This is a genomic window from Mesorhizobium sp. M2A.F.Ca.ET.043.05.1.1 (assembly GCF_003952445.1).
GTDB lineage: Bacteria > Pseudomonadota > Alphaproteobacteria > Rhizobiales > Rhizobiaceae > Mesorhizobium.
This window is the reverse complement of record NZ_CP034446.1, coordinates 2216916-2228923: the sequence shown is the minus strand read 5'-3', so window position 1 is coordinate 2228923 and position 12008 is coordinate 2216916. Positions and strand designations below refer to the sequence as shown.

The 12008-nt window shown below is 63.7% G+C and carries 13 protein-coding genes and 1 pseudogene; 9 read left to right on the top strand and 5 right to left on the bottom strand.

Annotation, left to right across the window (positions count from 1 at the left end; all coding sequences use genetic code 11):
* The first annotated feature begins 8 nt into the window (after positions 1–8).
* Complete coding sequence (locus tag EJ069_RS10790; protein ID WP_126061263.1) at positions 9–791, top strand: ABC transporter ATP-binding protein; 783 nt, start codon at positions 9–11, stop codon at positions 789–791.
* A 114-nt stretch (positions 792–905) separates the two neighbouring features.
* On the opposite strand, the gene EJ069_RS10785 is transcribed toward EJ069_RS10790, so the two are convergent.
* Positions 906–1313, bottom strand: a complete 408-nt coding sequence (locus tag EJ069_RS10785) for a hypothetical protein (protein WP_126061262.1) — start codon at positions 1311–1313, stop codon at positions 906–908.
* Between the two features lie 142 nt (positions 1314–1455).
* Between EJ069_RS10785 and EJ069_RS10780 the strand changes: the two genes are divergently transcribed.
* Positions 1456–1974, top strand: a complete 519-nt coding sequence (locus EJ069_RS10780; RefSeq protein ID WP_126061261.1) for a MarR family winged helix-turn-helix transcriptional regulator — start codon at positions 1456–1458, stop codon at positions 1972–1974.
* A gap of 4 nt (positions 1975–1978) precedes the next feature.
* Here EJ069_RS10780 and EJ069_RS33250 read toward each other — a convergent pair whose 3' ends face one another.
* The 3 genes and pseudogenes from EJ069_RS33250 to EJ069_RS10770 all read right to left on the bottom strand — a co-directional run bounded on the left by EJ069_RS33250 (position 1979) and on the right by EJ069_RS10770 (position 4858).
* A complete protein-coding gene (locus tag EJ069_RS33250) occupies positions 1979–2458 on the bottom strand; it encodes a hypothetical protein (protein ID WP_245456749.1) in 480 nt (159 codons plus the stop codon).
* A gap of 52 nt (positions 2459–2510) precedes the next feature.
* Positions 2511–2717 (bottom strand): annotated as a pseudogene (locus EJ069_RS33245) (polysaccharide deacetylase family protein); the annotation flags it as partial.
* Between the two features lie 71 nt (positions 2718–2788).
* A complete protein-coding gene (locus EJ069_RS10770) occupies positions 2789–4858 on the bottom strand; it encodes an EAL domain-containing protein (protein ID WP_126061260.1) in 2070 nt (689 codons plus the stop codon).
* Positions 4859–4992: 134 nt separating this feature from the next.
* Between EJ069_RS10770 and EJ069_RS32705 the strand changes: the two genes are divergently transcribed.
* Genes EJ069_RS32705 through tdh form a run of 3 tightly spaced genes read left to right on the top strand, consistent with a single transcriptional unit; the run spans position 4993 to position 7428 of the window.
* Complete coding sequence (locus EJ069_RS32705) at positions 4993–5157, top strand: hypothetical protein (protein WP_189476274.1); 165 nt, start codon at positions 4993–4995, stop codon at positions 5155–5157.
* Positions 5154–6341, top strand: coding sequence for a glycine C-acetyltransferase (locus tag EJ069_RS10765; protein WP_126061259.1), 1188 nt, complete (start codon positions 5154–5156; stop codon positions 6339–6341). Before EJ069_RS32705 ends, EJ069_RS10765 begins: the two co-directional genes overlap by 4 nt.
* A 52-nt stretch (positions 6342–6393) precedes the next feature.
* Positions 6394–7428 (top strand): L-threonine 3-dehydrogenase, encoded by a 1035-nt coding sequence (gene tdh, locus EJ069_RS10760; RefSeq protein WP_126061258.1) that lies wholly within the window; start codon positions 6394–6396, stop codon positions 7426–7428.
* A gap of 134 nt (positions 7429–7562) precedes the next feature.
* On the opposite strand, the gene EJ069_RS10755 is transcribed toward tdh, so the two are convergent.
* The gene (locus EJ069_RS10755) at positions 7563–8072 is read right to left on the bottom strand and encodes a MarR family transcriptional regulator (RefSeq protein ID WP_245456642.1); all 510 of its coding nucleotides are present in this window, start codon (positions 8070–8072) and stop codon (positions 7563–7565) included.
* 131 nt (positions 8073–8203) lie between these two features.
* On the opposite strand from EJ069_RS10755, the gene hmgA reads away from it, so the two are divergent.
* The 4 genes from hmgA to EJ069_RS10735 are packed head-to-tail and all read left to right on the top strand — an operon-like array spanning position 8204 to position 11988.
* The gene (hmgA, locus tag EJ069_RS10750; RefSeq protein WP_126061257.1) at positions 8204–9517 is read left to right on the top strand and encodes a homogentisate 1,2-dioxygenase; all 1314 of its coding nucleotides are present in this window, start codon (positions 8204–8206) and stop codon (positions 9515–9517) included.
* Positions 9514–10413: an MBL fold metallo-hydrolase gene (locus EJ069_RS10745; protein WP_126061256.1), complete on the top strand. Its 900-nt coding sequence runs from the start codon at positions 9514–9516 to the stop codon at positions 10411–10413. The genes hmgA and EJ069_RS10745 overlap by 4 nt, the downstream gene beginning before the upstream one ends.
* Positions 10410–11423, top strand: coding sequence for a fumarylacetoacetate hydrolase family protein (locus EJ069_RS10740; protein WP_126061255.1), 1014 nt, complete (start codon positions 10410–10412; stop codon positions 11421–11423). Before EJ069_RS10745 ends, EJ069_RS10740 begins: the two co-directional genes overlap by 4 nt.
* A gap of 28 nt (positions 11424–11451) precedes the next feature.
* On the top strand, positions 11452–11988 hold the full coding sequence (locus tag EJ069_RS10735) for a DinB family protein (RefSeq protein WP_126061254.1): 537 nt from the start codon (positions 11452–11454) through the stop codon (positions 11986–11988).
* Positions 11989–12008 lie beyond the last annotated feature (20 nt).

Below are 12008 nucleotides of genomic sequence, written 5' to 3'. Positions count from 1 at the left end.
TCCGGCCGATGAATTCCCCAAAACTGCGGATCAAGGGCCTCCACAAGAGTTTCGGCACCGGAGCGCGACGCACCGAAGTGCTGCGCGACATCAATCTCGACCTCGCCGACAACGAGTTCGTGTCGCTGGTCGGCACGTCGGGCTGCGGCAAGAGCACGCTGCTGTCGATCGTCGCCGGACTGCAGGATTTCGACTCGGGTGAACTCGACATCGACGGGTCGCCGATCCTGAAGCCAGGTCTCGATCGCGGCGTCGTCTTCCAGTCCTATACGCTGCTGCCCTGGCTGACGGCGCAGCAGAACATCGAGTTCGCCCTCAAGGCCGCCGGCCATGACCGCGCCACCTGCCGTCGGATCGCGCTTGAGCATCTCGACCTGGTCAAGCTCCCGCACTCGGCCAATCTCTATCCATCCGAACTGTCGGGCGGCATGAAGCAGCGCGTCGCCATTGCGCGCGCGCTTTCCTACCGCCCCAAGATGCTCTTGATGGACGAGCCCTTCGGTGCGCTCGATGCCCTGACCAGGCATCAGATGCAGGAGCTGCTCACCCAGATCTGGGAGGAGCACAGGCTGACCGTGCTCTTCGTCACCCACGACGTCGAGGAGGCTGTCTACCTGTCGGACCGCATTGTCGTGATGGGCATCGGCCCGGGGCGCATCATGCGGACTTTTGACGTTGACATCGAGCGCCCGCGCCGCGAGGAGGTCATGGAGAGCGCCGCTTTCATGGACCTGCAGCGCAATGTCCACAAGGCCATTCGCGAGGCATCCAGGCGCCCCGAGATGGCTTAGGCGTGTCGTCCCGGCCGCCGGCTTGTGACGCGCAACGGACCTTTGCAAGGAGAGCCACCTGCCGCTCTGGTCCGTTGCGCGTCGCGCCCGGTCGGTTGTGCCGGCCGTGCGATGTCAAAACAGCTTGGCGGTCGCCATGCAAACCACGGTGATGACCAGCAGCCCGCCGGCGATGCGTTCGCCTCTGGTCATTCTCGCCCGCAGCTGGGTCTGCGTCGCTTGATCGGCGCCGGCCAGTTGCCGGCTGGCGGAGGCGACGAGCGCGCCCTGCACGCCGGCGGCGATCAGCGCGGTCACAATGCCGAGCGCCAGCGCCTTCTCCATCGGGCCGAACGCGCCCTCATGGAAGAAATACCAGAGCAGAATGCCGGTCAGGAACGCCAGACCGGAGGCGCCAAGCTGCGGCCGGATGAAGCGCTCCGCCTTGATCTCCGGATCGCGGGCGACCGCAATGGTGGTGCCGGCCCAGAACACGCCGGCCATGACGTGCAGGCCGATGATGACGATATAGACATATTGCATGACCGCATTCCTCTCTGCCGCCCGCCGCACGTCGCTGCCACGTCGCGACGCCATCAATAAGGCAAAGTTAGATATCTAACGATTAGATGTCAATTCATGGAGCCGAGTTTCACGTTCTCATTGCATGCTCTACTGTCACGTCATGACACCGTTTGACCGCCCGCCCGTCGGCATGAACCTCGCCCGCACCTCGAAAGTGGTGGCGCAGGCCTTCGATGCCGCCCTGGTCGAGGCCGGCGGCACGCTGCCGGTCTGGTTGACCTTGCTGTCGGTCAAGTCGAAGGAACTGGCCAACCAGCGCGAGCTTGCCGGCATGATCGGCATCCAGGGCGCGACGCTGACGCATCACCTCAACGCCATGGAGGCGCAAGGTTTGCTGACGCGCCGCCGCGATCCCGAAAACCGCCGGGTCCACCAGGTGGCGCTGACTGAAGCCGGAGAAGCGCTGTTCGAGAAATTGCGTCTCGCGGCCGTCGACTTCGACAAGCGGCTGCGGGCCGGTCTGCCGGACGAACGGCTCGCGGAATTCGCCGAGATGCTGGCGGCGCTGCGGGCGAATGTCGAAGCCCCCAGCTTTGGAAGCTTGCTGACGTCGTTTCCCGTAGAAAAGGAAGATATCCCGCCTCGTTCGCGCAGACCGGGTCGGAGGGTCAAACTATAACCAACTACTGGTCGTAGCCCGCAATCGCCCCGAAAGCGTAGTGGCGCAGCCTGAGCGCCGCGATCAAGGTCGTCAGCTTCGTCTTGCCGTCGAAAGCATCCTGGAACATCTCGTCATGCATGAGCAGGATCAGCTTGTTCGGCCTGGCGAAATGGCCGTAGGCGAACAGATGGTCGATCTCGCTGACCAGATGGTCGACGCTCTGAACCGGCTTGCCGCTGTCCTCATGCACCCACTCGTGATCCCAGCCGTAAAGCCAGAAGCCTGAAGCCGCGACGAATTCGTAGTCCGGATCCTCGCGGCCGGCCTCGGCCAGCCCGAGTGAATTGTCGTCCTTCGAGTAATTGGGCAGCCGGAACACGTCGCGTCCGGGCAGCCGCGCATGCACGGCCGGCTTCAGCCCGAGCACAACATTGGCCTTCAGCATGTCGGCGACCACGCCTTCGGTGTCGCCGTAAGAAATGCCGGTAGTGATTATAGGCATGGCTGTAGCTGTGGTTGCCGATCGTCACGAGCGGCATCGATTTCGCCCGCTGCAACAGCGCCCGGTTGGTAGCGTTGGCCTCGGCATGCATGCCGACCATGAACAAAGTTGCGGGCACCTGCTCGGCCTGCAGAACGTCGAGGATGTTGGCTGTACCGTTCAGCGGACCGTCGTCGAAAGTGAGGTAGATGGTGCGGTCGGCGGCCGAGGCGGGCGATGCGACAAGCAGCAGGAACGGCAGGATATAACGAAGCAGCATTCGCAAAACCCGGTTGCGATCCCGATAGGCCGCCATAACGCCCGGTTGTGTCAAGCTTGTTGGCGGTTGCGCTAGCCCAGGCTGCCCTGCAGCACTTTCAGCTTCGCCTTTTTCGGGCTGCGTGCCGCCAGCCATTCGCGCGCCTTGTCCTGCGGCATCGGGAAGGCGATGGAATAGCCCTGCACCTGGTCGCAGCCTATCGCCATCAGCGAGTCGAGCTCGGCCTCGGTCTCGGCGCCCTCGGCGACGATCGAGATGCCCAACCCCCTGGCAAGTTCCGTGATGGCGCGTACGATCTTGCTGTTGTCGCCATTCTCATTGATGTTCTGGACAAAGCGCCGGTCGATCTTCAGCCGGTCGATCTCGTTCGGGTTGACGTGGCTGAGCGAGGCATAGCCGGTGCCGAAATCGTCAAGCTCCAGATGCACGCCGGCGGCGCGGATGTGGCGGAGCTTGGCGGCGATTCCGGTCTTCTCATCGTCGAGGATGACGGATTCGACGATTTCCAGCGAAAGCTTCTGCGGCGCCAGCCCGGCGCGCTCCAGCGTGCCGAACAGGAACTCGTCGAAATCAGGCTCGCGCAACTCGGTGCCCGAGACATTGACGGCAATGCGCCCGAAATCGATACCGGCCCGATCCCATTCGGCGGCCTCGTTGATCGCCTTGCTGATGACGATGCGGCCGACATCGGGCATGAAGCCGCATTTCTCGGCGACGGGAATGAACTCGCCGGGCGAGATCATGCCGCGCGTGGCGTGGTTCCAGCGCACCAAGGCCTCGATGCCGCTGATCTTGCCGCTGGTCAGCGATACTTGCGGCTGGAAATAGACCTCGAAACTTTTGTCGGCGATCGCCGTGCGGATGTCCTGTTCGAGCTGCTTGCGGTAGTCGAGCTCGCGCCGCAGTTCCTCCGAGAAGAAGGAGAAATTGCCGCCGCCGAGCTTCTTGGCGGAATAGAGGGCGAGGTCGGCATGGACGAGCAGGTCCTGCGCATTGTCGGCGTCGACTGGATAGACCGCGATGCCGGCGCTGGCGCCAGGCATGATGGTCGTACCCTGGAAGGTGATCGGCTCGTTGATTTCGGCAAGGATGCGCTTGGCCAGCGCATGGATGTCCTCGGTGGTGCCGGCCCCGTTGAGGATCATGACGAATTCGTCGCCGCCGAGCCGCGCGCAGAGGTCAGACGCGCGGCAGGAATCGCGCATGCGCTGCGCCGTCACCACCAGCACATAGTCGCCGGCGGCGTGTCCGAGCGTGTCGTTGATCTGCTTGAAGCGGTCGAGATCGAACTGGACCACCGCCAGGCGCTCGCGGCGCCGGTGTGCGCCCTTGATCAGCGTATCGAAATGGTCGGTGAGGAAGGTGCGGTTGTGGAGACCGGTCAAGCCGTCATGCACGGCGATGAAGGCCATGGAGTTGCGCGCGTCCACCAGCTCGCGGGTCTTGCGCAGGATGGCGTTGGACATCGGCCGAAAGATGAACAGCGCCACCAGCACGATGACGCCGAGGGTGGCGAAGAACAGCGTGCGGTGCAGGTCGAGGATGTTGCTGGACTGCGCGTCGGCGAACGCGCTGATGCGCTGGCCGAGCGCGGCATAGCCCGACAGTGTCGCATTGGCGACGGAAGCATCGAGGCCGGCGCGTTCGCCGCCGGCCTTGTAGCCGTTGCTCTGCATACCGAGCTGCGACTCAAAGGACGAGACCAGCCTTTCGCCATTGGCGACGAGCCCGACCGAGAAGTAATCGAGGTGGAACGGCTTGTTGAACAGCACATATTCGATCGACTTCGGATCGTTGCGTGCCGGCGACAGCGGATCGGCGCCGGTCTCCTTGAGCAGCCGGTCGTAGCTGGTTTCGAATTCGCCCGTCGCCTGCTTGAGCGCGGTGACCAGCGCCGGCTGCTTGTCGCGCGAGGCAGCGCCCGTGGCGCTCGCCAGGAAGACGATGCGTTGCGACAGCGCCTTCTGCGTCGAGACGATGTCGAGCAGGGCATCATTGTGCTGCTGCTGCGCCATCAGCTGCTGCAGAAGAATGAAGGAGGCCACCACCATGGCGGCAATAATCGCGAGCGCCAGCCAGTAGCCGGTCTTAATGAGCAGGATCAGCTTGCGCGAAACGCTCTGCACTGGCTGCTGCGACATGACTTAAGTGACCCTCCGGTCGACGGATTCCCGCCTTCGTGACGGGAAGACGCTTGCCTTGAAAGGGTTAACAGCTCGGCAAAGGAGGCCGATGGCGAACGCAGCGGCGCGACAAAGCTCGCAAGATGGTTATCATGTCGTTTCCCGCGCACAGCTTTTTGATCGCATTGCTGGTGCCTCGCCAGAAAGGATTGCCGTCCGGCTTTCGCGACGCCACCGAAGCGGTCGCTTTTGCGATGGATTTTTTGCAGCCGTGGCGCGACAGTCCGGCCTCGAACCGAACAGGGCCAGACCCATGAGCAAAGCATTCCTTTCCCACATCGACAGCGAGCTCCAGGGGCTGAAATCGGCCGGGCTCTACAAAGCCGAGCGGGTGATTTCCTCCATGCAGTCCGCCGAGATCGAGGTCGGCGGCGAAAAGGTGCTGAACTTCTGCGCCAACAACTATCTCGGCCTCGCCGACAGCCTGGACCTGCGCGACGCGGCAAAGCATGCGCTCGACCGCTACGGATACGGCATGGCTTCGGTGCGTTTCATCTGCGGCACGCAGGAAGAGCATAAGGAACTCGAGGCGACGATCTCGTCGTTCCTCGGCATGGAGGACACCATCCTCTACTCTTCCTGCTTCGACGCCAATGGCGGCCTGTTCGAGACGCTGCTTGGCGAGGAGGACGCCATCATCTCCGATGCCTTGAACCACGCCTCGATCATCGACGGGGTCAGGCTCTCCAAGGCCAAGCGCTTCCGCTACGCCAACAACGACATGGCCGATCTCGAGGCCCGGCTGAAGGAGGCGAAGGACTGCCGCTTCCGGCTGATCGCCACCGACGGCGTGTTTTCGATGGACGGCATCATCGCCAATCTGCGCGGCGTCTGCGATCTGGCCGAGAAATACGATGCGATGGTGATGGTTGACGACAGCCATGCGGTCGGCTTCGTCGGCAGGAACGGCCGCGGCTCGGCCGAGCATTGCGGTGTCGAGGGCAGGGTGGACATCATCACCGGCACGCTGGGCAAGGCGCTGGGCGGCGCCTCCGGCGGTTATACGTCCGGCAAGAGGCAGGTGGTCGACTGGTTGCGCCAGCGTTCGCGGCCCTATCTTTTTTCCAACACGCTGATGCCGGCCATCGCCGGCGCCTCGATCAAAGTGTTCGACCTGATCCGCCATGGCGACGCGCTGCGCCGGCGCTTATATGACAATGCGGACCGGTTCCGCTCCAGCATGGGTAAGCTTGGCTTTACGCTTGCCGGCGCCGACCATCCGATCATCCCGGTGATGCTGGGTGACGCCGCTCTGGCGCAGGAGATGGCCGCGCGCATGCTGAAGCGCGGCATCTATGTCATCGGTTTCTCCTTCCCGGTGGTGCCGAAGGGCCAGGCGCGCATCCGCACACAGATGTCGGCGGCGCATTCCAGCGCCGACATCGATCGCGCGGTCGAGGCGTTTGGCGAGGTCGGCAAGGAACTGGGCGTCATTTCCTGAACGCCCGGCGCTGGAAAAAGATTCCGGATCAATGGATTCGAAGGACAACAGAATGTCGAACATGATGAAAGCGCTGGTGAAGGCCAAGGCTGAGCCGGGCATCTGGATGGAAGAGGTGCCGGTGCCGGAGATCGGCCCCAACGACGTGCTGATCAAGGTCAAGAAGACCGCGATCTGTGGCACCGACGTTCATATCTACAATTGGGATCAATGGGCGCAGAAGACCGTGCCGGTGCCGATGGTGACGGGCCATGAATTCGTCGGCACCGTCGCCGATTTCGGCGCCGCGGTCACCGAATACAAGGTCGGCCAGCGCGTCTCGGGCGAGGGGCACATCGTCTGTGGTCACTGCCGCAACTGTCGTGCGGGCAGGGGCCATCTCTGCCGCAACACGCTGGGCGTCGGCGTCAACCGCCCCGGCGCCTTCGGCGAGTACATGGCGATCCCGCAGCACAATGTCGTGCCGATCCCCGACGACGTGCCGGACGAAATCGCCGCCATCTTCGATCCGCTCGGCAATGCGGTTCACACCGCACTGTCCTTCGACTTGGTCGGCGAGGACGTGCTGGTCACCGGCGCCGGCCCGATCGGCATCATGGGCGCGCTGGTCGCGCAATGCGTCGGCGCGCGAAAAGTCGTCATCACCGACATCAACCCGGTCCGGCTGGATCTGGCGCGCAAGCTGGGTGTCCAGCATGTCGTCGACGCCTCGGAGGAAAAGCTGCGCGACGTGATGCCGTCGATCGGCATGAGCGAAGGGTTCGATGTCGGCCTGGAGATGTCGGGCGCCGCGCCCGCCTTCCGCGACATGATCGACACCATGAACAATGGCGGCAAGATCGCCATTTTGGGCATCGCGCCTACCGGCTTCGAGATCGACTGGAACAAGGTCATCTTCAAGATGCTGCATCTGAAGGGCATCTACGGTCGCGAGATGTTCGAGACCTGGTACAAGATGATCGCGCTCGTGCAGGGGCCGCTCGATGTCTCGGGGCTGATCACGCACCGCATTGGGATCGACGATTTTCAGGTGGGCTTCGACGCGATGCGGAGCGGCAGTTCGGGCAAGGTGGTGATGGATTGGTGAGGGGCTTCTAAGGAAACGTCGAGTTCCTTCGCCCCCCTCTCTGTCCTGCCGGACATCTCAAGGGGGGAGATTGGCCGCCTCGGCGCCAGCTCTCATCCTGCAACGTTGGCGATTGGCGAAAGCCGGCGTGACATCTAATCTCCCCCCTTGAGGGGGAGATGTCCGGCAGGACAGAGAGGGGGGCCTCGCGCCAGCCTATCAGCCCTTTTCTTCCAAGGCCCCTCCAGCGCCGCGATCCCCGTCACGATCGCCGCCCGTTCGCCCGCGCTCAACCTCGCCAGCAACTCCCTTTCAAACGCCTTCGCCAGCGGCACCATTTCTCGATAGGCCGCAAGCCCCGCCTTGGTCAGCGCAAGATGCTCGACTCGCCGGTCTTTCTCGTCCGGCGTGCGCGTCAGCCAGCGCCGGCGCTCCAGCTCGGCCACCGCGCGCGAAACCTTGGTCTTGTGCATGGCCGACTGCTCTCCGAGCGCTGTCGCCGTCATCGTGCCGTGCTGGCCCAGCCCCGACAGCGTGCGCCATTCCGGCCGCGTCAGGCCGTGGCGCTCCTTGTAGATGCGGGAGAACTCGCGACTGACGGTGTCCGCAAGCCGGTAGAGACGGTACGGGAGAAAGCTTTCGAGTTCGAGGATTTCAGGTTCCATGAAGCGCTCCCCGGGATGCAGCGCGCCGTTGATAGTTACATTTTCGATGGTTACAAATGAAACCAGTTTGGTCAACATCACCGGCAAGCTACGCTTTGCGAGGTTTGGGCACCGGGATCAGGGAGGATCGGATGGGCTTTTCATACATGCCGGGCTTCGGCAATGACTTCGAGACCGAGACTCTGCCCGGCTCGCTGCCGCAGGGGCGCAACTCGCCGCAGCGGCCGGCCTACGGGCTTTATGCCGAGCAGCTCTCCGGCTCGCCTTTCACCGCGCCGCGCGGCACCAATGAGCGTTCGTGGCTCTACCGCATCCGCCCGAGCGTGAAACATACCGGCCGCTTCAAGGCCGCGAGCTACCCGCTGTGGAAGACAGGTCCCAACATCGGCGATCATGAGCTGGCGCTCGGCCAATATCGCTGGAATCCGACGCCCATGCCCTCCGAGCCGACGGACTTCATCTCCGGCATGCGCACCTTCACCACGGCCGGCGATGCTGTCGGGCAATCCGGCATGGCCGCGCATGTCTATGTCGCCAACCGCTCGATGGTCGACGACCATTTCTTCAACGCCGACGGCGAATTGCTGGTCGTGCCGCAGGTCGGCGCGCTGCGCTTCGTCACCGAGATGGGCGTCATCGAGCTTCGCCCCGGCGAGATCGCCGTGCTGCCGCGCGGCCTGGTCTTCAAGGTCGAGCTCACCGACAAGGAGGCGCGCGGCTATGTCTGCGAGAATTACGGCGCCAAGTTCACCATGCCGGACCGCGGCCCGATCGGCGCCAATTGCCTGGCCAATCCGCGTGACTTCAAGACGCCCTGCGCCTGGTTCGAGGAGAAGGAGACGCCGTGCCGGCTGACCGTCAAATGGTGCGGCACCTTCCACGTCACAGAGCTCGGCCATTCGCCGCTCGACGTCGTCGCCTGGCACGGTAACTATGCGCCCTATAAGTATGACCTGGCTACGTTTTCGCCGGTCGGAGCCATCCTGTTCGACCATCCCGATCCGTCTATTTTCACCGTGCTGACGGCGCCGAGCGGCGAGGAGGGCACGGCCAACGTCGACTTCGTCATCTTCCCGCCGCGCTGGCTGGTTGCAGAGGACACGTTCCGTCCGCCATGGTACCACCGCAACATCATGAGCGAGTTCATGGGCCTGATCCATGGCCAGTACGACGCCAAGGAAGAGGGCTTTGTGCCGGGCGGCATCAGCCTGCACAATCAGATGCTGGCGCATGGGCCGGATGCTTCCGGCTTCGAGAAAGCCACCCGCGCCGAGTTGAAGCCGGTCAAGCTCGACAACACCATGGCCTTCATGTTCGAGACCCGATTTCCCCAGATGCTGACGCGCTATGCCGCGGAACTCGGAACCTTGCAGGAGAACTACATCGACTGCTGGGCCGACCTGAAGAAGCGTTTCAACGGCACCCCGGAGGGCGACTGGTCTTGAGCGCTGAAGCAGCGGACCGACTCGTCCTGCTCGGCTCCAAGGGCGGCCCGGCATTGCGGCCGGGCGGTCCGTGGCCGAGCTCCTCGCTACTCGAGATCGGCGAGCGCACCATCGTCGTTGATTGCGGGCTGGGTGTCACGCGCGGCCTGGTCGATGCCGGCATCAGCCTCAAGGCGCTTGACCTGATCTTCATCACGCACCTCCATTCGGACCATATTCTGGAACTCGGGCCGCTGATCCACACCGCCTGGACAGCGGGGTTGACGACGCCGATGACCGTTTTCGGCCCACCCGGCACACAGGACTACTGGCGGCATTTCGGCCGGGCGATGGAATTCGACATCGGGATCCGCATCGTGGACGAGGGCCGGCCGGATATCCGCGAACTGGTTTCCATCAAGGAATTCGGCGAGGGCGCCATCCTGGAGGAGGAAGGACTGATAGTGACGGCGCTGCGCGTCGACCATCCGCCGGTGACCGACTGTTTTGCGTTGCGCTTCGGGCATGGCGGTAGAAGCGTAGTTTTTTCCGCCGACACGGCCTTCTTTCCGCCGCTGGCCGGCTTTGCCAAAGAGGCCGACATTCTCGTCCATGAGGCCATGCTGGAAGAAGGTGTGGAAAGGCTGGTCGCCCGGACCGGCAACGGCGCGCGGCTGCGCGAGCACCTCTTCGCCAGCCACAGCCTCGCCGAGGATGCCGGCCGCATCGCCAGCGATGCCGGTGTGCGGCGGCTGGTGCTCAACCATCTCATTCCGGCCGACGATCCAGCCATCGGCGAAGCCGATTGGGTCGCCGCTGTCAGGAAATCGTGGGCGGGTGACTTGACGATCGCCCGCGACGGCCTTGTTGTACAACTAAGCGGCGCCAAAGCCGCGCGAGGAGAGGAAACCGCATGAAGCTTGCCACACTGAAGAACGGGACGCGCGACGGGAAGCTTGTCGTGGTCTCGCGCGATCTGACGCGGTTCACCGATGCCTCCTTCCTGGTGCCGACGCTGCAGGCCGCACTCGACGACTGGCGCCGCATTGCCCCGCATCTCGCGACGTTGGCGGAATCGCTCGAGACCAACGCCGTCCCGTCGGAGCGTTTCCACGAACACAACGCGCATTCGCCGTTGCCGCGGGCCTATCAATGGGCAGACGGATCGGCCTATGTGAATCATGTCGAGCTGGTGCGGAAGGCGCGCGGCGCCGAAATGCCGGCAAGCTTCTGGACCGATCCGCTGATCTACCAGGGCGGCTCGGATAGTTTTGTTCCCCCGCGCGATCCGATCCGCATGGCCGATGAAGCCTTCGGCATCGACATGGAGGCCGAGGTTGCGGTCATCGTCGACGACGTGCCGATGGGCGCGAGCCTGGAAGAGGCGAGGGAGGCGATCCGCCTCGTCATGCTGGTCAACGACGTGACGCTGCGCGCCATCACCGGGCCTGAGCTGGCCAAGGGCTTCGGCTTCTTCCAGTCGAAACCGTCATCGGCTTTCTCGCCGGTCGCTGTCACACCCGACGAACTGGGCGATGCCTGGGATGGCGGCAAGGTCAGCCTGCCGCTGCTCGCCGATCTCAACGGCAAGCCCTTCGGCCGCGCCAATGCCGGCGTCGACATGACCTTCGACTTTCCGGCATTGATCGCGCATGCCGCGAAAACCCGGCCGCTTGCCGCCGGCACCATCATCGGCTCCGGCACCGTTTCCAACAAGCTGAATGGCGGGCCGGGCAAACCGGTCTCGGCCGGCGGCGCCGGCTATTCCTGCATCGCCGAACTGCGCATGATCGAGACCATCGAGAGCGGCGAGCCGAAGACGCCGTTCCTGCGTTTCGGCGACACGGTGCGGATCGAGATGAAGGACAAGGCCGGCCATTCGATCTTCGGCGCCATCGAGCAGAAGGTCGAGAAATACGTCAAATAGGCGCGGGCCGGGGGAGGAGGCCTAAACGGTGACGCTGCTCGATCACCTGCGCCGCATGGCGCGCAACAATCTCTGGTCGAACGACCGGCTCTACCGCGCCGTGCTCGCGCTCCAGCCCGGCGAGTTCGAGGGCAAGCGCACCAGCTTCTTCCCTTCGATCAAGGAGACGCTCAACCACATCCTTGCGGTCGACCTTCTCTATCTCGACTTCCTGACCGATGGTGGTCTCGGCGCGGCGGCCTACGACAACTTCGTTCCGTTCGACGATGCGACGAGCCTGGCGGCGGCGCAAGCCGATTTCGACCGCAGGCTGATCGCCTTCTGCGACGGTCTCTCCGAAGCCGATCTGGACCGCCGTGTCATCACCGACCGACGCGAGGACGGCCTGATTCCCGAGCGCATCGGCGACATCCTCGCCCATGTCTTCCTGCACGACATCCACCACCGCGGCCAGGTGCACGCGATGCTCTCCGGCACGTCCGTTGCGCCGCCGCAGCTGGATGAGTTTTTGCTCGATTATGACGTGAAGCTCAGGAAGGACGAGGTTGAGCGGTTGGGTCTGTGAAAATTACCGTAGTTACGAAA